Here is a 25,060-nt window from a genome sequence, read left to right as displayed (position 1 = left end):
TTTAATCTTAAATTTTATCCACAACTAATAATAGAAAAACCCTCTGTTTTTAAACAGGGGGTTTTTCAACAAACTGATAAAAATCCAATAGATTATCTATTGGATTTTTTTGTTTTGAGAGAATAAGTAGAAGTAATAAAATTATATATTTTTCTATTTGTATAGTATAATAAGAATAGATTCATAATAATAAATAAGTAATTTCATATTTAGAATAAAAAGATGGTGTTGCAAATTTGCACACCTTTTTTAATATAAAAAATTAAATTTTGATATAATTACCATAAATTTTCAAGCTTAAATTCGTATATTAAGTGAAGTACTAAAAAAAAAAAGGAGGTTCTATGAGTGAATTAGAATTTATTCAATGTCTTAATGAGATAACAAACGGAAATAAAAATGCTTTAAAAATAATATATGATAATTACGGATATTTAGTGTACACATATTCATTATCTATAGTTCAGGATAAACATATAGCTGAGGATATATGCCAAGAAGTTTTTATTAAAGTATGGAGTAATAGTGGTAAGTATAATAAGAGATTTAAGACAAAGGCTTGGATAATGACAATAACGAAAAATACAGCAATAGATTATTTAAGAAAGAATAAAAAAGAAAGTATTACAAGGGAAATAGACATAGTTTGGGAAAATAGCGGAGTAGAAAATTTGGGTGAAAAGATAGAAATATATGAAGCACTCAACATGCTCCAATCAGAAGAGAAGGAAGTAATAATATTACATCTTTTATCTGATCTAACGTTTAAATCTATAAGTAAAATAATGAATAAACCATTGGGTACAGTAACTTGGAGGTATAGAGATGGTATTAAAAAATTGAAAAACATAATTAATTTTTAGGAGGTGTCGATTATGGATGATAGAATTAAAAATAAATTAGTAGCTGAAGCTAAAAATAATATGCCAGAATTATGGAGTAAAATAGAGGTTAATCTTGAAAATAAAAAAAATAAATATAATAAAAAGTTAATTGCAATAGCTGCTATAATAGCTGTAGTTATTATTACAGGAACAATAGGGACTAGATTTATCTATAACCATAGTAATGGCAGCGAAGGAGTAAATTATTTAGGCATAGTAGAAGATATTAAAACTTTACCAGATTTAAATTTAGATGATTATTTAGCTGATAAAGTGTTGGTAGGTGGAAAATCAGAGGCAAGTCAAGCTAATGATAAAAGATTTATTGAATATAATATAGAAGCTGATAACGTAATATATGGTAAGGTAACTGAAGTTAATAGTTATGTTAATTTTGGTCTTTTCATTTATAGCGATGTTAAAATAGAAGTAATAAAAGATTTTAAGGGAAGTATATCTAAAGGTGAAAGTGTCATTGTTGGAGATTCGGGGGGGGAATTAACTTATGATGAGTTTATAAGTGGAGCTTATGATAACTTAGCTGATAAACGAGGATATTATAATATATTAGACAAAAGCAAAATACTTGTTGAAATGACTAAGTATGGTATTCCTCAATATAGAACTGGCGAATATGTATTGGTGTATATAGAAGAGGCTGACAAAGATAGTAGCTATTCACAAACAAAAGATGGTATTAAAACTCCTATAACATATGATTATTTTCCTTTAAAAAAATTATATGTTAATCCTAATACAGAAGATGTATTTGAATATCTGATAGATTCTAAAAATAATGAATTAATTAAGCAAAATCTTAATACTTTAAATGATATTAAGCATTTTTATAATTAGGAATTAACTGATAATGCAAATAAGTTAAATATTTTTTTATACGTTGTATATAACTAATATATAAAATGTCATATTCTGTGATTTTAATACTTTTAGTAAGTGAAGAAATATTAACTTGATTATAATATAAAATGCTATGCAATTATTTTGCATAGCATTTTATATTATAATCTTAAGAAGCTTTTAATTCATTTTTCTTAACTATATTGTATCTTATGTTAACTATAAGAGCTAATATAACTCCTAAAGCAGTTACCCCTATATCAAATAGTATTACGTGGTTTAAGTTAATATCTGCTAATATACCTGTGATACCTGGAACAACTGTAGAAGAGATACTTGAAGCTGTAAATACTATACCAGTAATTTTACCCTTACTTGTTGGGAATAACTCTGACATTGATGTTAAAGCTAGTTGTAAAACTCCACCTGCAGCTGAGAATCCTATTACAAATGCAGCAACTACGCAAGTTAAAGTACTTGGGAACATCCAAAGAACTATTAACATTATTAATGATATTAGTGGGTAAACAAATGTAAATCTAACTTGTTTAATCCATTTAGCAACTAATATTGAAGTAACAAATACAGATACTATTGATCCAGTACTGTAAATACTTATAAGTTTAAGTGATATTGTTTGTTCAACACCAGCAACTTCTCTCGCAAATGATGGTAACCAGTTTGCGATTATTTGGAATGTTGCAGTAGCAGTGAATCCTATTAATATTAAACATATACCTTCAATCCAGAAATTAGCTTTAACTTTATTTTCAGCTTTTTCTCCTGAAGTAGCATCTTTTTTACTTTCATCAGTTTTGAATGCTGGAAAAGGAAGTTTTAACATGAATAATCCATTTATTACAAATATAACTATACATAGTATAAATGACCATCCATAGTAAAGATTATTGCTAATTAAGAAACTTATTATCCATGGTAATAGGAATTGACCAGCAGATATAAAGGCTTTAATAGCAACATTAGCACTTCCAGATGCATCAGGGAAACATTCAGTTAATGCAGGATAAGTACCCGCATCCATAAATGAGTTAGCCATACCAGCAAGTAGTGCAAAGAAGAATGCCATTGTTACATTAGTACTTATTAATATGCCACCCATAAATATTACATAGGTTATCATTCCTAGAAGAATAAATGGCTTTCTACCATATTTATCGGATAAGACTCCTGATACAAATAAAACAATCAGTCTACCTAATCCAAGAGCTGAGATAACATAGGCTACACCAGCTTTGTTAGTATTTAGTTGTTCAATTAAAAAGTCAATGTTTTGTGCTAATATTATACATCCCATACCATGCAAAAAGTAGTTAATATACATTGATAATGCAGTAGGCATGTACTTATTTTTAGTAAGTGTATTTTGCATTTTTAATACTCCTTTGATAAAAATTTAACGTATTTATGTATAATGATTTCTCAGTGATTACAAAATAAATTTTAATACATTATTATAAATAAATCTAATATATATTATTAGATTTATTTATAGAAAATATCTATAGATATGGTATACTAAATAATAACATGAAGTTTAATATAGATACTAAAAATAAATATTATTTTATTACTTAAATTGACACAATATATGTAAAATTTTTACTTTGAAAAAGATGTTTTGATAAGATTTATTGAAAGGAAGGAACATTATGAATTTAAATCACTTAAATTATTTTAGAGTATTAGCAAAACTTGAACATTATACTCAAGCAGCTGATAAATTATCAATAACTCAACCTAGCTTAAGTCATGCTATGTCTTCGTTGGAAAAGGATTTAGGTACATATTTATTTGAGAAGCAAGGAAGAAATATAAAATTAACTAAGTATGGGAAGATATATTTTGAATATGTGGATAGAGCATTAAGTGAATTGGAAAAAGGCGAAAAAAAATTAAAAGAATTAACTGATGTGGCAACAGGAACTATTGAGTTAGGATACATATATACACTTGGTCCAACTTTTGTACCAATGCTAATTAAAAAATTTGTAACAATTGAAGAAAATCAAAATATAAAATTTGTATTTGGTCAAGGGACAACAAAGGATCTTATAGAAGAGTTAAAAAATGAAAAATATGATATGGTTTTATGTTCACATGTTGAAAATGAAGAAGAAGTGGATTTTATACCAATAGAAAATGAGGAGTTAGTTGTAATTGTAGCCAATGAACATCCATTAGCTAAAAATGATAATATTGACCTAAAGGATTTAGATAAGTACCCATTTATAGGTTTTAGTGAGAAAAGTGGAATAAGACCAATAATAAATAAGTTGTTTAGTAAAGTAGACTTAAAACCTAATATAGTATGTGAAGTTGAAGAGGATAATGCAGTTGCAGGATTAGTTGAAATAAATTATGGAATTTCAGTTGTTCCAAGAATATCATCTTTAAAGAATTATAATATAAAAGTTCTTCCAATAACAAATCCAGCCCATGAAAGATTTATATATCTTGCAACCTTAAAAAATAGATATTTAACACCTTCAGTAAATTTATTTAAAAATTTTATTATAGATCAAAGTAAAGATAAATTTTTAGAAAATAAAAAATATTAATTATTATTAATGGAAAAAAGTGTTGCAATAAATTGAATAATATGATATTATAAATAAGTAGCAAAATGCTAACAAAAAGTTTCATTTAGGTAAATAGTTTCTCAAAAGTTAGAGATTATTATATCAATTTAGAATCTTTAATTTTAGGAGGAATATTTATGACAGATAAGACAATAGTATGCAGAGATTGTGGAAGTGAATTCATATTTTCAGTAGGAGAACAAGAATTCTACAAGGAAAAAGGATTTGACAATGAGCCAACAAGATGTATATCTTGTAGAAGAGCTAGAAAAGAACAAAATAGAAGATAATTTTAGATTGTTATAGGTTGTAGTTTATACTACAACCTTTTTTGTTTTTTAGAAGATTATAAGCAGGTATCCTATAAATAGACTTTTATAATTTCCTTATGTTAGATTTAAAGTGCTTTTATTAATTTTGCGATGAGTTGGAGCTTGCGACGGAATAAGTAAAATTACATAGAAGTACTTTTTATGTAATTGAAAAATAAAAGTAGATATAAATTTAAGGGGTTAAAGCACTATTCTTTGCTAGATTAGTGCCTTTTTGATTGTTAACTTCTAGAAATTTCATATTTTAGGTGTTAAAATATTTAGTAGTCAAAGTAAGGATGTGATATTATGAATATGCAAAAGTATAATCAGGATAATCCAAGGCTTGTTAATTCTATAGTCTGTGCGATAGATATATTAGGTTTTTCAGAAATGATAGTAAATTCATGTAATAATGATTATGGAAATAAGCTATTAAAAGAAATTAGCTATCTAATAAATAAAAATAAGCAGTGTATAATTCCTAATAAGTATAGTCAGGGAAAAATAAAAATATATACTGATAATATGATTGTTGGATATCCGATAAAAGGCGATGGTCAAGAAGAGTTAGATGAAATATTAGAAAACGTATCAGAATATCAATTTAACTTATCTATAGAGGGACTATTTGTTAGAGGAGGAATAAGTGTAGGTGATTTTTATATAAATGAAGATATAGTTTTTGGACCAGCTCTTTTAGATGCTCACAAAACTGAAAGTAAGCTAGCTTGCTATCCAAGAATTATACTGGATGATAAAGCTGTAAAAAGGTTGCAGAAATATATTAAATATTATGAAGCATATCCTCAACGTAATAAAATATTAATTGATAATGATGGACAATGGTTTTTAAATTATTTAACTACTATATTTAAATATTATACAGAATGTGAAAATGAGTATGAATTTGAAAAATTGCAAATAGACTTATTGCTTAGACATAAAATGAAGATTGAAGAAATGTTATATATACATAAAAAAATACAAATGTATGGGACAAGTATGTTTGGATTGCTAATTATCATAATTATTTTTGTAATTTAAATTTTCCAAGTGAGAAGCAACTAAAAATATCAAGAAAAACTTTACTTTCATGGCCTAGAGAAATTTCAAATAATGATTTTTAAGGATACCATATAGGTGTATATATGTGATTTTTATAATAAACAAGAAAATATAAGTTTAAATATAAATTATTTCCAAGGAAATGCTTGCAATAAGATAAATAGTATGTTATTATAAATGAGTAGCAAAAATGCTAACAAAAAAGTTTCATTTAGGTAAATAGTTTCTCAAAAGTTAGAGATTATTATATCAATTTAGAATCTTTAATTTTAGGAGGAATATTTATGACAGATAAGACAATAGTATGCAGAGATTGCGGAAGTGAATTCATATTTTCAGTAGGAGAACAAGAGTTCTACAAGGAAAAAGGATTTGACAATGAGCCAACAAGATGTATATCTTGTAGAAGAGCTAAAAAAGAACAAAATAGAAGATAATTTTAGATTGTTATAGGTTGTAGTTTATACTACAACCTTTTTTGTTTTAGAAGATTATAAGGAGATACACTATAAATAACCTTTTATAATTTTCTTATATTATATTTAAAGTGCTTTTATTAATTTTGCGATGAGTTGTAGCTTGCAACGGAATAAGTAAAATTATATAGAAGTACTTTTTTATGTACTATAAGATTTATTAGTATTTGTGCTGAAAGTAATGAGAATAAAAGATTTAAAAATTACTAAATATATGTATATGAAATTCATTAAAATAGTTGTAAGTATAATTGCAAAGGAGATGTAATAATGAGAAGAAAAGTTAAAAGGTCAATAATTTTATTTATGTTTATAATGATGATAATAGGCAATATATCATATGTAGAAGTAAAAGCAAGTGTAGATTCACCCTATGGACCCAAGGTGGAAGACTTAAAGAGTAAAGAAGTTGTTGTTAATAGCTTTCAAGATATAAAAAGAATAAGGGGGAATTTAACTACAATTAGTATAAAAGAAAGTTCAACACCTGAAGAATTAAATAATACATATAAGAGTTTAAATTATTTTATTGAGGAGTTTAATGAAATTAAGAAAAATTTAGATAATAATATAGCAACTCATAAAGATTCCTTTTCAGATGTATTTTTCTCAGAGCAAATTTTATTTATAGCTGAAAGTTATATTATAAGTATTAGGCAACAACAAAACTTAATAATTGCATTACAAGAAAAAAAGGTAGATGCACAAAAATTATTTTATTCAAGCTATCTTTTATCACCATATTATTATCTTAATTTGGGAGATCAAATGGTAGCATATATTGATACTTATTTTGTTGTAGTATAAGTTAACTTAGAAAAATTATTTTAAATTTATTTGAACTTAATATAAGTATTTGAAACTAGATATCCTTGTTGGTATCTAGTTTTATTATAGTTATAATAAGTTGTATGATGATATTTGTGGAAAATAAGGTAATAATTATATTGTGGTAATTAAATTAAAATACTATTGAATATATTTAGAGATACAGTGCTATAATTAATATAATAAAAAAGGATAAATAAGGAGAATATCATTGGTAGTTGATAAGTTGGAAATTTTAGAAAAGTATTTTGGATATAAGAGTTTTAGAAGAGGGCAAGAGAAAATAATAGATGAAATATTAAGAGGAAAAGATGTTCTTGCAATTATGCCAACTGGAGGGGGAAAGTCTCTTTGTTATCAAATTCCTGCTTTAATTTTAGAGGGATTAACAATAGTAATTTCACCTCTTATATCTCTTATGAAAGACCAGGTAGATACATTAAATTTAATGGGGATTAACTCTGCATTTTTAAATAGTTCTTTATCTACATATGAATTTAATGAGGTTATGAATGGAATTGAAAATAATAAATATAAAATTATTTACGTTGCACCTGAAAGGCTTAATTCTAATGAGTTTATTACAGTAATAACCCAAGTAAAAATAGCACAAATAGCTATTGATGAGGCCCACTGTGTATCTCAATGGGGACATGATTTTAGAGTAAGTTATAAGGGAATTTCAATATTTATAGATAAACTTATAGAAAGACCACTTATAACAGCCTTCACAGCAACAGCATCAGAAGAAGTAAGAAATGATATTGTAAATTTATTAAAACTTAGGGATCCTAAAATATTTGTTACTGGCTTTGATAGAGAAAATTTAAGAATAAATATTGTTAAAGGGACAGATAAGAAGAAGTTTTTGGCAAACTATGTTAAAAATAATACTAAGGATTCAGGAATAATATACGCTGCTACAAGAAGAGAAGTTGAAAGTATTTATGATTTATTAAAGAAAAATAATATTAATGTAGGAAGATATCATGCTGGACTTTCAAATGATGAGAGAATTAAGTGCCAAGAGGAATTTATAAATGATGAAACCAGTGTTATAGTTGCAACTAATGCTTTTGGAATGGGTATTGATAAACCTAATATAAGATATGTCCTTCATTATAACATGCCTAAAAATATTGAAGGATATTATCAAGAGATAGGAAGGGCTGGAAGAGATGGAGAAGCAAGTGAGTGTATCATGCTTTTTTCACCAGCAGATATCATTACTCAAAAGTATTTAATTGAAGTAAGTACGGAAGATCCAATAAGGAAAAACAATCAATATAAAAAACTTCAGCAAATGACTGGTTTGGTTTATATAAATAATTGTTATAGAAAATATATTTTAGAGTATTTTGGTGATTCATATGAAAGAGAATGTGGTAATTGCAGTAATTGTTTAAATAAAGGCGAAGTAAAAGATAAGACTATAGACGCTCAAAAAGTTATATCTTGTATTTACAAAATGAAGAGAAGCTTTGGTGTTGGAATGATAGTAGATGTTCTTAGGGCTTCTAAAAATAAGAAGCTTTTAAATTTGGGATTTGATGAATTAAGTACCTATGGGATAATGAAGGAATATTCAAGTAATGGATTAAAAGAGTTTATAAATATCTTAATTGCTCATGGATACCTAGATGTTAATGAGGAATATGGAACAGTAGCTTTAAATAATATATCTTTCAAGGTTATAAAGAATGAAGTGAAAGTTCTACTTAAAGAAGTTAATATTGAAAGCAATAGGATTGAAATTAATGATTTATTTGATAAATTACGCTTATTGAGACAAGAGATAGCCCAATCAGAAAAGAAGGCTCCATACATGATATTTGGAGATGGGACTTTAAGAGAAATGAGTATAAAGTATCCTACAAACAAATTAGAAATCATTGAAATTTCTGGTGTTGGAGAAGTTAAATATGATAGATATGGTGAAAAGTTTATAGAGGTTATTAATGATTATATAATTGAAAATAATATTAAAAAGGAAATAGCAATTGATAATAATCAATCTGAAGAAATAGAAGATGATTATTTTGAGGTTACTACTGATAAAGAACTTTTAGAAAGACTTGTTAAAGTAAGAGAAGGATTTGCTAAGAAGTTAAATTTACCTGCATCAATGATACTAAGTAAAAATACCTTAAAAGAAATAAGTGGACGTTATCCTAATGATTTAGAAAAACTTAAGGATATTGGAGGCATTGGACCCAAAAAGATTGAAACCTATGGTCAGCAAATGGTTGAGGAAGTAAATAAATATATTGTTGAAAATGGAATTAATCATGTTTGGAGAGAGAAGAAGAGAAAAAAACTTATTATAGATGGAGAAACTAGAAGTGCTTCAGAGATAGCTTTAGATAGACTTAATATGGGAGAAAGTATAGAAGATATATCAGAGGATATGGAAATATCAATTTCTACAATTCTTGGGTATGTTACAGATTATATAAAATCAACTGGTGAGTATAGTATAAATATAGATATTGATAAGTATTACGATAAAGAAAACGAAGAGATGATTTTAGAAGCTATTAATAAAAATGGAATAGATAAAATTCAAGTTATTAAAAAAAGTTTACCAGACTATATTAAGTATGAAGCTATCAGAGCTGTAATACTAAAGAATGTCATTTGGAGCAAAGAAAGGCCATAAACAAAAGTAAATATATTATATTAGGGCAACTTAGAACTTGCGATGGAGCAACTAATAAAAAAAGGAATTAAGCTCGCTTAATTCCAACAATCAGTTACTAGGTGTTAAAAATATTATAAAAGAGTGACTTGGAGCTTGCGACGGAACTCTTTTATGATATTTTAACACTATTTTTATTTTAGTAGATTTAATATTTCATCTTCTGGAGTTGAAGAGTCGCAACGTACTTCTATTTCTTTATTTTTACTAACTATAAAGCCTGGTACAGTTACAATACTATATTTATTTCTAAATGATATAAGTCCATTATCTGAAGAATTTTCACTGTTAACATAATAAATAGTTGTGTTAACTTTATTAGTCAATCCACTTAATTTTGTGGCGAACTTACGACAAAATGGACATGTTGCCCTACCAATATAAATAGCAACTGAATCTTCATTAGATAATAATTTTTCTGCTTGTGTAGAAGATATTTTTTCAAATAATTTTACATCCTCTTCATATTTATCAATCTCAAACATTTTATTTCCTCCTACCCTTTTAGAATATTATACCAAAACCAAATTATTACATCAAATTTATTAAAATAAAAGTATATGAAATAGAATTTTTTTTACTTGTTAATATATATAACTTAAATTAAATTAAATCATCTTGACCATTAACTTTAGTTTGTTCATTTTCATTAATTGGAATAACTATGCATTTTTGTCCATCAATTATTTGAGACTTAATTTGTGGAATTTTTTCAGGCTTTACTTGAAGTATAACGTCATAGTTAGGGGGAACATTATTTTCTTCTGAATTTATATCTTGAGGTTCTTCTAAATTATTTTCAGAAGTTTCCTCTGGAGTTACAGTAGCATCAGTAACGTCTGTAGATATATCAGTATCACTATCTACAGCAATTTCTTGTTTAACTTGTTCAAGCCTAGTTTGAAGTATTTCTACTTGCTTTTGAAGGTGTTTTTCTCTCTTTATTTGTTCATTTGCTTTAAGTATCTTTGAGTCTATTAAATTTTCAGCTAAAGGAAGATCATCTCCAAAGATATCTACATATGATTTTTCAATCTTAGTAGTAACTTCTTCAGGAATGCCACTTTCTATTAAAAGATTTTGTATATCGTTTTTGGTTAAAGTTATAGGTTCAGGATCTACATCATCATATATAGCATTGTATTCCTCAAGCATATTATTTAGATTTTCTTGTACTTCCATAAATATTTTATCTGCTTTCTTTTCATCAGCACTAAAAGAATCCTTAATAATTGATTGGAAATTTTCCTTTTGTATAGTAGCAGTTTGCTTTGAATAACAACCCAAAGTGTTTTCCATTAATTCAGGATGTGTATCCTTTGCATTTTTTGTGTAATACATAATAGAGTTAACATCTGAACTACGATTAATGAAAGCAGGAAATACAAAGCCATTAGTTGGAGCCTCAACTACCCAATCTCTAATACGTGCTTTTATTCTATTTTCCTCTTCAAAGTATCTAAGACCAGGCTCTGAAAGCGAAACAGGGCAAATTGCACATAATACATATTCATATACTTCTTCAGATTCATCTAATTTTGCATTATCCTTACTCTTGGTAATAACATCATAAGCATCATGAAAAATAAGAATTAAAAAGTTACCAGTATAATCATAATTATCTATGATTGAATCATAAAAATCATCAAGGAGAGTATCATCCTTTAGTTGACTATTTTTAAGTTGCATAAGAGAAATTTGCTTTTCATTTATAAGGTCATCATTAATTGGAAAGTTTAGTTCTAAAATATTATTTCCAATAGTTCCAGAAAGCACTTTTTTAGCGATTTCTAAGTATTTAAAGTATTCATCTTCATCTAAATTTAAAAATGTTTCTCTAAATTTTAAGATAATATTCTTTTCGCCATTAACATAGCAACCACACATTTTAGTAAAGGTACAATAATCTTTTTTAAATCTCTTCTTTAATTCAAGTATATCTTTTTTTCTCATATATAAACCTCTCGATCTAGTTATTTTCTATTTATGTATAATAATTATACCTCTAAATGAAAAGTATAATAAAGTTTATTAAAAAACTTCATGTATTTTATTATAAAAAACATGGGTATTTTCAATTTTAGCTTAATGATATAATTAGAAAACTCAAGTAGTGATTGATATAATTGTGAAAAACTAGAAATGTATTAAGAATAAATTCTATACATAAGTTATTTTTACTATTTATATAAATGGAGGTAGATAAGGTGAAGTATAATAATCCGATAATTAAGGGCTTTTATCCTGACCCAAGTGTTTGTAAAGTTGAAGATACATATTATCTTGTATGTAGTTCGTTTCAGTATTTTCCTGGCGTACCTATTTTCGAGAGCAAAGATCTAATTAACTGGAAGCAAATAGGGCATTGCTTAACAAGAAAAAGCCAGATTAATCTTAAAAATATAAATAGTTCAGGTGGAGTCTTTGCTCCAACAATAAGATATAATAATGGCCAGTTTTATATGACTACTACGAATAATACGACTAATGAAAATTTCTATGTCTGGACAGATGATATTTATAGTGAATGGTCTGATCCTATATATGTAGATCAAGGAGGAATTGATCCATCTCTATATTTTGAAGATGAAAAGACATATTTTATTAGCAATGGAAAAGATGATTATGGAATTAATGGAATAGTTCAATGTGAAATTGATATAAGAACTGGTAAAAAATTAACATCAAGTCGCACGATTTGGACAGGTTCAGGTGGACGTTTTCTTGAAGGACCACATATGTATAAAATAAATGGAAGATATTATCTTATTGTAGCTGAGGGAGGAACTGAATTTGGACATATGGTTACATGTGCCCGTGGAGATTCTCCATATGGTAAATTTGAAGGTAATAAGGATAATCCAGTATTAACAAATCGGAATTTGGGTGGTTATGAAATACAGGGAGTAGGACATGGAGATCTTATTCAGGATGATGACGGAAAATGGTGGCTAATACATCTTGGGTTTCGTCAGTCAGGACAATGGGAGGCATATCATCATTTAGGTAGAGAAGTGTTTTTGACTCCTATTAATTTTAGAGAAAATGGTTGGTTTATAGCTGGTCATAATGGGACAACAACTAAGTATTTCAGTATAAATAATATTACTAGAGATATTATTCAAAATGAGAAAAAAACCTATACTTTTGAAAATACAGACTGGGATAAGGATTGGTGTTATCTTCGCATACCTAATAGTGAAAACTATAAATTTACTAGAAATAAATTAAGACTAAGAGGGACTGATATTACACTAGATAAGAAGGATTCACCAACATTTATTGGACTTCGCCAAAAAGATTTTAATGCGAATATTTCGTGTGATATATCTATATTTGAAGGAGAAGCAGGAATAACTCTATACATGGATGAAAATCACCATTATGATTTGGCAATACGAAAAAAAGAGAATGGGTATGAGGTAATTAAAAGGCTAAATATTGGTGATATTAAATCAATAGAAAAAACTATATGTCTGGAGAATAATAATATATCCCTTGTTATTAATGCAAGTAATAAATATTATAGTTTCTATATTAGATCAGAAGATGAAGAAGTTTATCTTGGAAAGGCTCAAACAAAATATCTTTCCTCAGAGGTTGCTGGAGGATTTACAGGAGTAATTATTGGATTATATGCGTATGGTTCAAGTTGTTGTGATTATACAGAATTTATAAATTTTAAATGCGAATATATTTGAGTCACTAATTGGTATATAGTAGGGAAATGAATATTCCTACTAAAAAGGATTTAATATTTATATAAAATGAGGAAATACTAACCCTATATTATTTAAAATATTAGGGAGGTATTTATGAGTAAAGAACTTCAAAAAAATCTTGGATTATTAGCTACTTTATCTACGGTTATAGGAGTAGTAATAGGTTCAGGTGTATTTTTTAAGCCACAAGCAGTATATACTGCAACTAATGGAGCTCCAGGATTAGGAATTCTAGCATGGATTTTAGGTGGACTTATAACTATAGCAGGTGGACTTACAGCCACTGAAGTATCTGCAGCTATCCCAAAGACTGGTGGTATGATGATTTATATTGAAGAAATATATGGGAAAAGATTAGGGTTTTTAACAGGATGGATGCAAACTGTTTTATTCTTTCCTGGTACTATTGCAGCCTGTGCTGTAATATTTGCACAACAAGCATCAGAACTTCTAGGTTCTACTTCAAATAATATGAAACTTGTGTTACCAATATCATTAGGAATAATAATATTAACATCATTTTTAAATACTATTGGTTCATCCTTTGGAGGATATATTCAGACTATAGCAACTATTGGGAAATTAGTTCCATTAGTATTGATTATAGTGTTTGGATTTATAAAGGGAAGTAGTACATCGATATTTAATCCTATGGTAGGTTCTGGAGTCAATACTATAACTACCTTGGGTCAGATTCTTATATCTACATTGTTTGCTTATGATGGATGGATAAATGTAGGAGCTATTGCTGGGGAAATGAAAGATCCAGATAAAGATTTGCCTAAAGCTATAGTAGGTGGATTATCATTAGTAATGGTAATTTATATTGCTATTAATATTGCATACTTATGGATAGCCTCAGCAAGTGAGTTAGCAAGTGTAACATCTCCAGCTTCTCTTGTAGCTACAAAGATTTTTGGGCCAATTGGAGGTAAATTAATTTCTATAGGAATATTAATATCAGTATTTGGTACATTAAACGGATATTTACTAACAGGGCCTAGAGTATCATATGCACTATCTACAAGTGGATTAATACCAGGAAGTAGGATGCTTTCAAAGGTAAATAAGGGGAGCTCTCCTTATAATGCAATATGGTTAGTTGCAATTCTTTCTAGCATATATGCTTTAACAGGCCAATTTAACTTATTAAGTGATTTAACTGTATTTGCAGTATGGGTATTTTATGTGCTTACATTTATAGGAGTGATTATACTTAGAAAGAGTAAACCAGATCTTACTAGACCATACAAGGTTCCATTATATCCAATAATTCCAGTAATAGCTATATTTGGAGGAGCATTTGTTGTGATAAATCAGATATTTACAGCACCTATTATATCTTTAGGAGGAATTATTATAACTATTATAGGATTACCAATTTATGAATATAGTAGTAAAAGAAAGGGTTAGATAAATAATTTTTTAATCTAATTTTAATCTTTCTTATATTTCAGATTAATTTTCTAAGTATATTATATAACCATGATGAATAAGGAAAGAAAATCGTGGAGGTAATGTAAATGGAAAGAAATGAAATGATTGAAGTTTTAATGAGAAAAGCTAATGTAAGTCGTGAAGAGGCTGAAGAGGCATTAGAAAAATGTAATGATGATGTTTTAGATGCCATTGTCTATTTAGAGAGAATTGGAAGAGTAGGAAATGATGAAGTTACTACTATAATTGAAGTGAAAGAAGAGGATCAAAAACAAGAAAATAAAGGGAATGGAGAAAAGTGTGGTGGAATTGGAGAAATTATCGGAAGAATATTTAGGTTTATCGGTAAATTTATAAGAAAAGGAAACGAAAATCATTTTGAAATAAGAAAAGAAAATGAAAAACCAATAAAAATTTCTCTGACAATATCCATACTACTATTAATATTTTTATTTATACCTAGTATGATATTATTAATAGTTGGATTATTCTGTGGATATAAATATTCAATTTCCGGTCCTAGTATTAAATATGATGGAGTAAATGATGTATTTGAACAGGTATCAAAATCTGCGAATAATATAAAAAGGGACTTTAAAGAAGGTTATGAAAAGTAATATATAAATTAAGTTAAGGGACTTTGAAAAAATCAAGGTCTCTTAATTTTTTAATGACTAGATATAATAAATAAATGATATAATTTAATAATTAAGATTAAAAATAATTTTATTTAGGACCATAGATATGGAGGATTATTTATGGAAAAACTTAAATTAGTAGATAAATTAAAAGAAAAAGTAAATGTAAGTTACGAAGATGCAAAGAATGCTTTAGAAAGTACTGATTGGAATATTTTAGATGCCATGGTTTACCTAGAAAATAGTGGTAAAATAAGAAGGCCGTCTAACAGTGTATTTTATACTGACGAATGTAAAGAAACTAATAATAAAATTGAAGTAATTAATTACTATGAAAATAAAAAGAAAAATAAATATGGAAGTAAAAATAACTTTGAAGGAATTTTTGAATCTATATGCAGATATATAGATACCTGTAATAATATTTTACTTGAAATAAGAAGTAAAAATAGAGCAATTTTAAAAATTCCCCTCACAGTAGTAATAGTACTTTTATTTTTCACTTTTTGGATAATAATACCTTTAACAATTGTTGGATTATTCTTTGATATAGAATTTTATATATCATCTATAAAGGTTAATACAGATAAGGTTAATAAAGTATTTAGTAAAATATCAAAAAATATTAAAAAAATAAAAGAGGAGTTAAAAAAGAGGGTTAATAATGGTTAAAATTTTAATAGTTGAAGATGAAGAAAAAATAGCAAGATTTCTAGAACTTGAGTTAATACATGAAGGTTATGAAATAGTAAAAGCAAATAACGGTAGAACAGGACTTGAAATTGCAGAAAAGGGGGAAGTTGATTTAGTTATCCTAGATGTTATGCTTCCTGAAATTAATGGACTTGAAGTATTAAGAAGACTTAGAAAAGTTTCTGATATTCCTATTATAATGCTTACTGCAAGAGATGCTGTTATGGATAAGGTGTCAGGACTTGATGCAGGTGCAGATGATTATATAACAAAGCCTTTTGCAATAGAAGAGTTACTTGCGAGGATAAGAACAGCTCTTAAAAAGAGAGTAGTTTCAGTAAAAAAGGACATGAATGTATTAAGATGTGGTTTATTATCACTAGATAAGATGAGACACAAAGTAATGTATGATAACACAGAAATTGAGTTAACTAATAGAGAGTTTACTTTATTGCAAATACTAATGGAAAATAAAAATATAGTACTAACTAGAGATGTACTTATAGAAAAAGTGTGTGGTTATGATTACATTGGAGAGACAAATGTAATAGACGTTTATATAAGGTATTTAAGAACAAAAATTGATGATAATTTTAAGGCGAAAATAATAACAACAGTTCGTGGTGTAGGGTATGTAATAAAAGATGAGTAGAAAAAGTAAATCAAAGAATGTCACATCAATTGCAATAAAGATTAATTCAATTTTTGTAAGAAAGCTATTTGTTAATTTCCTTATACTTGACATATTTTTAATACTTATATTAATTGGGCTTTGGTGTATTGAGGGAGAAATGAACTTTTATGGAGAGCTTATACCAAATGCACAAAGATCATTTAATTTTTACCCTATAGAAACATCAAATTATACAGTAATTTGGGACAATGGAATGACTATGGTTAATGAAGCTAGCACTCTAATATATAGCCTAAAAAAAATAATAATAGCTGTGGGAATAGTAGAAGGTTTATTTCTATTAGATGAAATAATATTTGGTACATCAAAAACTAGAAAAGTATTAAGACCTCTTAATGAAATAGCAGAAACAGCAAATAGGCTTAGTAATATTGACTTTGATGAGCAAAAGTTCCAGAGCCTTGAAGATGCTATATCTAAAATAAGCCCAGTAACCTCTGATGAGAGGATACATATTGGAGATAGTGAGCTTCAAGGCTTAGAGGATGCAATAAATAAGCTATTAGATAGAATGAGAGATTCTTATAGGCAACAGGCAAGATTTGTTTCAGATGCATCACATGAGCTTAGAACTCCAATATCAGTAATTCAAGGTTATGCAAATATGCTAGATCGTTGGGGAAAAGATGATGAAAGTGTATTAGAAGAATCAATTGAAGCAATAAAAAGTGAATCTGAAAATATGAAAAATTTAGTTGAACAGTTATTGTTTCTAGCTAGAGGTATTAATGGTAAAACTCAGCTTACTATAAATGAATTCTCACTTAATGATATGATGAATGAAGTTTTAGAGGAATCTAAGATGATAGATAGAAATCACATATATAGCTATATTAATTTAGAAAAAATAAATATTTATGGAGATATGGGCTTACTAAAGCAAACAGCTAGAATATTAGTGGAAAATGCATCGAAATACACTGCTGATGGTGAAAATATAATACTTAGAACAGGTATAAATGATAAGGGTGAACCGTATTTTTCTGTTCAAGATAATGGAATAGGAATAGATGAAGAAGATGTACCTCATATATTTGAACGTTTCTTTAGAGCTGATACAGCTAGAGTTAGAAAAAATGGAGGAACAGGTCTTGGATTATCAATAGCAAAGTGGATTATTGATAATCATAAAGGATATTTCTCTGTTTTAAGTAGAAAAGAAATAGGCACAAGGATAACTGTATTTTTACCACAAAAGCTATAAGTCTTATAACAAAATTGAAATGTGTAATCAGATAAGAAGGTTGCAATGATTAAAATTTGCTTATATCAATAAAAGGTAATGCTATAAAGCATTGCCTTTTTAGGTTTCGATTAAATAATATAATTTTACTTATAATAACATTTACTGAAATTATATAATCTCATTTTTAATTATTTATTGTAAAAAATAACCTCATAATATAACTTATATTATAATATATTGAATATTTTTACAAGTATGGTATTATTTTTGAGAGGTGATTTTTTTATGAGAATGAATATATATTAATATATGAAAAGTAAATATAAGGACTATTATCAATAATAAAATTGAGGAAGGAGAAATTATCAGAATAGTATATAAGCTATTGTGATAATTTATAAAGAATGCAAAAATATTTATTTAAAAATAGAATAATGATGTTACTTTTTATAGTAGCAGTTCCTTTGTCATGCTATTTTTCAATTAAGTTCGCATTAGCATTTGAGCCAATTATAAATTCGGCTATAGATAAAAGCTTTGATATGTTAAAAATGGCGGCAATATGGTGTAGCATATATGCTGTATTAGATTGTATTTTTCTTTTGATAGTAAAATATATTAGAGAAAATATATTGAAGGAAGCCTATATAAATGCTAAAAAAGATTTGTTTTCTAGAATTATAAAAATGAATACAGAAGAATTTAATGAAGATAATACTGGAAGTTATATTTCAATTTTAGATAATGATGTTAAATTACTAGGTGATAGTTATTTTAGTAATGTTTTATCTATATATAGTGTGATTATGAGCTTTATATTTTCATTTGTAACTGTATTTTTTCTGAATTATACAATCACTATACTTTTAATAATAGTTGCTATTTGTTCAATTATAATTCCAAAGTTATTGAATAAAAAGTTAGCTAATTTACAGGAGAATTATTCAGAATCTATGAAAAAATATACTTCTCAAATTAAAGATTTTTTTGAGGGATTCCAAGTTATAAAAAGCTTTAATGTTCAAGACAAGGTTATAAGAAGTCATAATCAATATAATGAAATTAGAGAGCAAAGTGGTTGTGATTCTAGGAAAACTGTGTACTTAGCAGGATGGATATCCATGTTATTTAGCATTATAATGTATGTAATTACCTATATTGCTGGTGGATATTTTGCTATTACAGGGGTAATGTCTGTTGGGCTAGTAATTTCATTATCTCAGCTTATAGGAGGGGTAGTTGCACCTTTAGAACAATTACCAGCTATTTTGGCTGAAATAAATTCAACATCAAAAATACGAAAGAAATTACAAGAAATTATAGAAATAAAATCTCTTGAGGAAAAAGGAGAGGTTTTAGATAAATTACCGTCAGAGATTTCAATAAGAAATATATCATTTTCTTATAATAATTCAGAATTAAAGGTTATAAATAACGTAAATTTAAACTTTAAAGAATATAAGAAGTATGCAATTGTAGGGGAAAGTGGAAGTGGTAAAAGTACTATTGCTAAGTTGCTATTAAATTTTTATAAATGTAATAGTGGAGAAATTAAGTTTGATGATACTGAAATTTCTAAAATAGATTCGAGTTATTTATATAAGTCAATTGGTTATATACATCAAAATATATTTATATTTGATGATACATTAAAAAATAATATAACTTTATATAATGACTATAAAGATGAAGATATAATGAGAGTAATTGAATTATCAGGATTATCTGAATTCGTAAAAAGGCTTACAAATGGTATATATACTAATATGGGAGAAAATGGAAATGCATGCTCTGGTGGTGAAAGACAAAGAATAGGAATAGCAAGAGCATTAATATGTAGATCTAAATTTCTAATTTTAGATGAAGCTACCTCAAGTTTAGATAATATTACAGCTAGTCAAATTACTAATAGCGTAATTGAATTAAAAGACACTTCAAGTATAATTATTACCCATCAATTAAATTATAATTTATTGAGTAAGTGTGACTATATATATGTTATGAAAAATGGACGAATAATTGAAGAAGGACAGTTGGATCAATTGATAGACAATAAATTATATTTTTATAATTTATATAATGTAAATGAAAAATATAATGAAGTATAGTATATAGAAATGCACCTCGAATATTAGATATAATGTATCTAACATTTAGAGGTGCATTCTTTATATAAATTTCATTTAGATAGAAGAATATAAACTATTATTTAAATGTTTCTGGATAGAAAGCTTCAGCTAATTTTTCTAAGCAGTCAAATGTTCTATATCCATATCCCATAAGTTCAGTGTAATCAACAGTCATAATGTTTTTATTTTTTATTGCTTCAACAGTTTGAAGAGTAGGTTCTGCTAATATTCTATCTACAGCATCAGCATCTACAGCAGCATTTTTATTTGCTGTTACATAAACTATATGGTCTGGATTAGTAGAAATTATATTTTCTAATGATACAGAACCACCTTTTTCAATAACATTATCTGCGTTTAAAACATTTAGCATTTCTTTTTGTAGTGAAGCATTAGCACCATAAGCAGTAAATGATTCACCACTATAATTAACTATTAGCATAACTTTTTTTCTTTCAGCATTAGTTGGAACCTTTGATTTAATATAATCTAATGTAGTTTGTAGTGAGTCAGCTAATTGGGTTGCTTTATCTTGAACATCAAATATAACCCCTACATTTCTAACATCTTGAATAATTGTATCTAGAGTTATGTCAGTATTCATTTTACTTGCTAATTGAACATAAGTATTAATTCCAACTTCATTTAGACTTGGTATTGTACCATATCTATCATCCTTAAATGATGCAGATCTTCCAATAACTAAATCGGCACCAGATCCTACAACAACTTCTTTAGCAACATCACCTTTATTAGCAATTGCAGGTATAGCTTCATAATCAGCTTTTAATTCTTCAGGAATTGGAGTATCTAAATCTCCTGTGCCAATTATAGAGTCTTTTAAGCCTAAAGTTAAAAGTAATTCAGTTGAAGTTTGGTTATTTGTAATAACTTTCTTTGGAGCTTCAGTAAATGTTTGTGTATATATATTTCCTTCAGAGTCAAAAGCATCAAAGCTTACTGGATAAGTTGTTTTATTAGTTGATTCATCTGTTGAAGTAGAAGCTTGAGCTTGGTTTGAAGATGAATCTGCATTTTCAGTTTTATTACCACATCCTACAAAAACTGTAGTAGCTAATGCTAAAGATGTAATTAAAAGTAAAGATTTTTTATTCATATTAATTCCCCTCTCGATTTGCACATTTAAATTTATTATAGTTATATATTAATTTTTAAAAGTTATAAAGCTGGTGGTAAGTATTCAATTGAAAGTTTATTAGTAATAGGATTTATATAAACATTTGAATCAACATCATAAACTTCCTTTATCATTTCTTCTGTTATAACTTTAATTGGATCACCATGACATACAATATTTCCATCCTTTAAAACGTAAAGTTCATCACAAAATTGAGAAGCTAATGTTAAGTCATGTAATGCAGCTAAAACGCATATATTTAGCTTTTTAACGATTGACATGACTTCTAATTGATACTTTATATCCAGGTGATTAGTAGGCTCGTCTAAAATTAGTATTTTAGGACTTTGAGTTATTGCTCTAGCTAATATAACTCTTTGTTTTTCACCACCTGATAACAGACTAAAGCTTTTTTGAGCAAAGTCTATCATTCCAACTTGAGATAAGGCTTTAAGAGCCATATCGTAATCATTTTTATTATCTTGTTCTAACAATCCCTTATAAGGGGCCCTGCCCATTAAGACTATGTCTATAACTTTAAAGTCAAAGTTAATATTATTAAATTGGCTAACCACACCAAGGGTTTTAGCAAGAGATTTTTTATTGTAAGTATTTATGTCCTTATCAGATATAAATACTTCTCCAAAGCTTGGCTTTATAACGCCATATATAGCTTTTAATAGTGTGGACTTACCACTTCCATTTGGGCCTATTAATCCGATGAATTTATTGTTAGTAACCGCCAAATCTATTCCCTTTACAATTTCTTTTTTAGATAAACTAACCTTTAATTCTTTAACTTTTAAATCCATTAAAACCACCTACTTATCTCCATATCCGAAGCCCTTTCTTAATAAGATATAAACGAAGAATGGAGCTCCAACTAAACCGGTAATGATACCTATGGATAATTCTGCATTAGGTATAGTGATTCTTGCAAAAACATCAGCCCAAATTAAGAATATAGCTCCTAAAAGTATGGATGTTGGTACCAACCTTTTATGATCAGATCCAACTAAGGATCTTGAAATATGAGGAATTATTAAACCAACAAATCCTATGATTCCACAGTTAGCAACTAAGATACCTGTTAATAATGAGGTAATTATCATGTAAAGCCTTCTGTAAAAATTTAAGTTAAGCCCTAAAGTCATTGATGCTTCATCTCCCATTAACATTAGGTTTAATGTTCTTCCTTGAGTTAAGAAGAAAATACAACATATAGTTACAGCTATAATAACAAATCCTATATTTTGCCATTTAGCAGTTGCTAGAGAACCCATTGTCCAAAATTTTACACTTTGCATTCCTTCAGCATCACTAGCAATTGAAATTATAAAATTAGATAAAGAGTTACATAAAGCACTAACAACAGTTCCTGAAAGAACTAATTTAGCAGAAGACATTTTACTTCCTATGGAAGATAGTGCTAATACTAATATAGAGGCACCTAGAGCACCTAAGAATGCCCAAAGGGATATGCTACTAATTGAAAATAGGCTGAATGAACCTATACCTAACATTATAGAAAAAGTTGCTCCTAGTGATGCACCAGAAGAAATTCCTAAAATATATGGCTCTGCTAGTGGATTTTGAACAGTTGCCTGCATTATTGTTCCACATATAGCAAGTCCAGCTCCTACAGCTATTGCAAGTAAGACTCTAGGCATTCTAATTAGCCAAATAACATTGTAGGTTGATAGATTGGTTACTTCAGCTGTATCTCCTAAGGATAGTCCAAATAGCTTATTTAATATTATGCTATAGGATATAGAAGGTTTTATTTTAAGCGAACCAAGAGATACTGATAAAATCACAGAAATAATTAAAGCTATAATTAAGCCTAATATAAATAAATTAAAAGATTTTTTCAGTTTCTTATTTTTCTCATAAGAAGTATTTAAAACATCTTGCATAGTAACATCCTTTCTTGAACTATTATTGAAGTTAATGTATACTTAATATTATAAAAATTAATTGATAATAATTATCATTTCCACAAGGTATTATAATATAGAAAAAATAGCAGTAGAATATACTAAAATAAAAACATGGACAATTATTTAAATTTTGCATATGTATTTGAAAGGAGCTTATTTATTTGAAAAGTGTTAGGAAAAGTGAGCTAATAGAGGAATTCAGAAAAAATACTTTTGAGGTTTTTAGAATAGAGAGATTTACTAAGGAGTCTATATATACTAAAAATACTTATGTTACTAATCTTTCAGCATTTATTTTTCCTATAAAGGGAAAAGCTAAAATAGAGTTTGATGATGAAGTTTTTATTGCAGAACCAGGTAAAGTAATTCACGGCTGTAAAAAGAAGAATTTATCTTTTAAAGTTTTAGGAGATGAAGAATTCGAGCATATAAATATTTATTATATTGCAGATGAATATTTAGATCCTGATTCCTATATGAATTCAACTTTTGAATTTAGGACAAGCAACTATGATGAAATATTAAAATCATTAGAGGAGCTTATAGAAATATCTTCAAAACATAAATTAATATCAAAGGTTAATCTTCAAATACAAACTTCTTTATTTTTAAGAGAACTTTTTACAGACTATAACTATAAAAAAGAATTAGATGAAAAAGAATTTACTTTAAAGATAAGTAAATTTATTTCAGAAAATTATATGGAAGAAATTACATTGAGTTCACTTTCAGAGAGATATGGAGAAAAGTCTAATAGAATTTCATATTTATTTAATAAGCATTTAAATATTCGTCCAATAGATTATTTAATCCAATGTAGAATGGCTGTTGCATACAGATTATTAAATGAAGGTTTTTCAGTGAAAGATGTTTCTAGAAAAGTTGGGTATAATGATGAGTTTTATTTTAGTAGGTTATTCAAGAAAAGTTTTGGAGTTACTCCAAGTAAGTTAAAGAAAGGATAGAAAAGATGAAAGGAACTATTTTAACTAGAACAGCTTTTGAAAGAGAAATTTTTATTTATTTACCAAATGGATATGATATGTCGAATAAAAAATACCCAGTGATTTATGTACATGATGGGGATAAATTTATAAAGTTTTTAAGTAAGATAATTGATGGAATAGAAGAAGGATTTGAAAATAACTCATTAGAAGAGCATATAATAGTTGGCGTTACACCTTTTGATAGACTAAATGAATATACGCCATGGCCTGCAAATGCTAATCATGAAAGGTTTCATGATTTTGAGGGAAAAGGTGATGAGTACTTAGAATTTTTAATAAATGATTTACAAAGTTATATTGAAAAAGAGTTTAGGGTAAGTAGTAGCAAAAATGATAGAAAAATTATGGGGCATTCCCTAGGTGCTTTGATTTCAATATATTCAGTTTTTAGAAATAATAATTACGGTAAAATAGCAAGTATGTGTGCTTCACAATGGTATAATAATTGGATTAAATTTATTGAAGAAGAAAAATTAATAAATGATGATTTTAAACTTATTATTATTGCTGGAAAAAAGGAAGGACAGGGGAAGGCTAGCATTCAGAAGGATACTCCTAAGTTCTCTAATATGTCTTATGAAATATTCAAGAAGCGTATAGGCGAAGAAAATATAAAGATAGTCTGGGATGATTTTGCTCATCATGAAAATATATTAAATAGACATAAAATTGCATTAGAGTTTCTTTTAAAAAAGGAATAGATAAATAAAAGAGGACTGTTATTATAAATAACATGTCCTCTTTTATTTAGTA

At 27.3% G+C, this 25,060-nt stretch carries 23 protein-coding genes; 17 read left to right on the top strand and 6 right to left on the bottom strand.

Annotated features, from left to right (window positions below; all coding sequences use genetic code 11):
* The first annotated feature begins 344 nt into the window (after nucleotides 1-344).
* Both ACQPVP_RS12620 and ACQPVP_RS12615 read left to right on the top strand, forming a co-directional pair.
* Nucleotides 345-863 (top strand): RNA polymerase sigma factor, encoded by a 519-nt coding sequence (locus tag ACQPVP_RS12620; protein ID WP_430850458.1) that lies wholly within the window; start codon nucleotides 345-347, stop codon nucleotides 861-863.
* Nucleotides 864-875: 12 nt separating this feature from the next.
* Nucleotides 876-1,739: a hypothetical protein gene (locus ACQPVP_RS12615; protein ID WP_430850456.1), complete on the top strand. Its 864-nt coding sequence runs from the start codon at nucleotides 876-878 to the stop codon at nucleotides 1,737-1,739.
* A 172-nt stretch (nucleotides 1,740-1,911) separates the two neighbouring features.
* Here the strand turns inward: ACQPVP_RS12615 and ACQPVP_RS12610 are convergent, their stop codons facing one another.
* The gene (locus tag ACQPVP_RS12610; RefSeq protein ID WP_430850454.1) at nucleotides 1,912-3,132 is read right to left on the bottom strand and encodes an MFS transporter; all 1,221 of its coding nucleotides are present in this window, start codon (nucleotides 3,130-3,132) and stop codon (nucleotides 1,912-1,914) included.
* Between the two features lie 280 nt (nucleotides 3,133-3,412).
* Here ACQPVP_RS12610 and ACQPVP_RS12605 point away from each other — a divergent pair, with 280 nt between their 5' ends.
* The 6 genes from ACQPVP_RS12605 (at nucleotide 3,413) to recQ (ending at nucleotide 9,684) form a co-directional block, all read left to right on the top strand.
* Complete coding sequence (locus tag ACQPVP_RS12605; protein ID WP_430850452.1) at nucleotides 3,413-4,321, top strand: LysR family transcriptional regulator; 909 nt, start codon at nucleotides 3,413-3,415, stop codon at nucleotides 4,319-4,321.
* A 158-nt stretch (nucleotides 4,322-4,479) separates the two neighbouring features.
* Nucleotides 4,480-4,632 (top strand): zinc-ribbon domain-containing protein, encoded by a 153-nt coding sequence (locus ACQPVP_RS12600; RefSeq protein ID WP_430850450.1) that lies wholly within the window; start codon nucleotides 4,480-4,482, stop codon nucleotides 4,630-4,632.
* A 330-nt stretch (nucleotides 4,633-4,962) separates the two neighbouring features.
* Entirely contained in the window at nucleotides 4,963-5,700 is a 738-nt protein-coding gene (locus tag ACQPVP_RS12595) for a hypothetical protein (protein WP_430850448.1), read from the top strand.
* 305 nt (nucleotides 5,701-6,005) lie between these two features.
* On the top strand, nucleotides 6,006-6,158 hold the full coding sequence (locus ACQPVP_RS12590; RefSeq protein WP_430841979.1) for a zinc-ribbon domain-containing protein: 153 nt from the start codon (nucleotides 6,006-6,008) through the stop codon (nucleotides 6,156-6,158).
* 309 nt (nucleotides 6,159-6,467) lie between these two features.
* Complete coding sequence (locus ACQPVP_RS12585; RefSeq protein ID WP_430850446.1) at nucleotides 6,468-7,004, top strand: hypothetical protein; 537 nt, start codon at nucleotides 6,468-6,470, stop codon at nucleotides 7,002-7,004.
* Between the two features lie 232 nt (nucleotides 7,005-7,236).
* Entirely contained in the window at nucleotides 7,237-9,684 is a 2,448-nt protein-coding gene (gene recQ / locus ACQPVP_RS12580) for a DNA helicase RecQ (RefSeq protein ID WP_430850444.1), read from the top strand.
* Nucleotides 9,685-9,857: 173 nt separating this feature from the next.
* On the opposite strand, the gene ACQPVP_RS12575 is transcribed toward recQ, so the two are convergent.
* A complete protein-coding gene (locus tag ACQPVP_RS12575) occupies nucleotides 9,858-10,208 on the bottom strand; it encodes a thiol reductase thioredoxin (protein WP_430850442.1) in 351 nt (116 codons plus the stop codon).
* A 118-nt stretch (nucleotides 10,209-10,326) separates the two neighbouring features.
* Nucleotides 10,327-11,676: a DUF4317 domain-containing protein gene (locus ACQPVP_RS12570; protein ID WP_430850440.1), complete on the bottom strand. Its 1,350-nt coding sequence runs from the start codon at nucleotides 11,674-11,676 to the stop codon at nucleotides 10,327-10,329.
* 254 nt (nucleotides 11,677-11,930) lie between these two features.
* Between ACQPVP_RS12570 and ACQPVP_RS12565 the strand changes: the two genes are divergently transcribed.
* The 7 genes from ACQPVP_RS12565 (at nucleotide 11,931) to ACQPVP_RS12535 (ending at nucleotide 20,201) form a co-directional block, all read left to right on the top strand.
* Complete coding sequence (locus tag ACQPVP_RS12565) at nucleotides 11,931-13,424, top strand: glycoside hydrolase family 43 protein (RefSeq protein WP_430850438.1); 1,494 nt, start codon at nucleotides 11,931-11,933, stop codon at nucleotides 13,422-13,424.
* A 114-nt stretch (nucleotides 13,425-13,538) separates the two neighbouring features.
* The gene (locus ACQPVP_RS12560; protein ID WP_430850436.1) at nucleotides 13,539-14,858 is read left to right on the top strand and encodes an APC family permease; all 1,320 of its coding nucleotides are present in this window, start codon (nucleotides 13,539-13,541) and stop codon (nucleotides 14,856-14,858) included.
* 110 nt (nucleotides 14,859-14,968) lie between these two features.
* A complete protein-coding gene (locus ACQPVP_RS12555; RefSeq protein ID WP_430850434.1) occupies nucleotides 14,969-15,499 on the top strand; it encodes a DUF4342 domain-containing protein in 531 nt (176 codons plus the stop codon).
* 141 nt (nucleotides 15,500-15,640) lie between these two features.
* The gene (locus ACQPVP_RS12550; RefSeq protein ID WP_430850432.1) at nucleotides 15,641-16,192 is read left to right on the top strand and encodes a ubiquitin; all 552 of its coding nucleotides are present in this window, start codon (nucleotides 15,641-15,643) and stop codon (nucleotides 16,190-16,192) included.
* Nucleotides 16,185-16,865 (top strand): response regulator transcription factor, encoded by a 681-nt coding sequence (locus ACQPVP_RS12545; RefSeq protein WP_430850430.1) that lies wholly within the window; start codon nucleotides 16,185-16,187, stop codon nucleotides 16,863-16,865. The genes ACQPVP_RS12550 and ACQPVP_RS12545 overlap by 8 nt, the downstream gene beginning before the upstream one ends.
* Complete coding sequence (locus ACQPVP_RS12540) at nucleotides 16,858-18,111, top strand: sensor histidine kinase (protein ID WP_430850428.1); 1,254 nt, start codon at nucleotides 16,858-16,860, stop codon at nucleotides 18,109-18,111. The genes ACQPVP_RS12545 and ACQPVP_RS12540 overlap by 8 nt, the downstream gene beginning before the upstream one ends.
* A gap of 386 nt (nucleotides 18,112-18,497) precedes the next feature.
* The gene (locus ACQPVP_RS12535; protein ID WP_430850426.1) at nucleotides 18,498-20,201 is read left to right on the top strand and encodes an ABC transporter ATP-binding protein; all 1,704 of its coding nucleotides are present in this window, start codon (nucleotides 18,498-18,500) and stop codon (nucleotides 20,199-20,201) included.
* Between the two features lie 97 nt (nucleotides 20,202-20,298).
* On the opposite strand, the gene ACQPVP_RS12530 is transcribed toward ACQPVP_RS12535, so the two are convergent.
* From ACQPVP_RS12530 to ACQPVP_RS12520, 3 genes are all read right to left on the bottom strand, one after another.
* Nucleotides 20,299-21,339 carry an ABC transporter substrate-binding protein gene (locus ACQPVP_RS12530; RefSeq protein WP_430850424.1) on the bottom strand — a complete coding sequence of 347 codons (1,041 nt, stop codon included), beginning with the start codon at nucleotides 21,337-21,339 and terminating at the stop codon, nucleotides 20,299-20,301.
* 62 nt (nucleotides 21,340-21,401) lie between these two features.
* Entirely contained in the window at nucleotides 21,402-22,172 is a 771-nt protein-coding gene (locus tag ACQPVP_RS12525) for an ABC transporter ATP-binding protein (RefSeq protein ID WP_430850422.1), read from the bottom strand.
* A gap of 9 nt (nucleotides 22,173-22,181) precedes the next feature.
* Entirely contained in the window at nucleotides 22,182-23,276 is a 1,095-nt protein-coding gene (locus ACQPVP_RS12520; protein WP_430850420.1) for a FecCD family ABC transporter permease, read from the bottom strand.
* Between the two features lie 185 nt (nucleotides 23,277-23,461).
* On the opposite strand from ACQPVP_RS12520, the gene ACQPVP_RS12515 reads away from it, so the two are divergent.
* The gene (locus ACQPVP_RS12515) at nucleotides 23,462-24,265 is read left to right on the top strand and encodes a helix-turn-helix domain-containing protein (protein ID WP_430850418.1); all 804 of its coding nucleotides are present in this window, start codon (nucleotides 23,462-23,464) and stop codon (nucleotides 24,263-24,265) included.
* A gap of 5 nt (nucleotides 24,266-24,270) precedes the next feature.
* Entirely contained in the window at nucleotides 24,271-25,008 is a 738-nt protein-coding gene (locus tag ACQPVP_RS12510) for an alpha/beta hydrolase (RefSeq protein ID WP_430850416.1), read from the top strand.
* The last annotated feature ends 52 nt before the right edge of the window (nucleotides 25,009-25,060 follow it).

It is taken from the genome of Clostridium nigeriense, from assembly GCF_050585265.1.
Lineage (GTDB): Bacteria > Bacillota > Clostridia > Clostridiales > Clostridiaceae > Clostridium > Clostridium nigeriense_B.
Note: the sequence above shows the minus strand (reverse complement) of the source record. Positions and strands in the feature narration are given on the sequence as shown.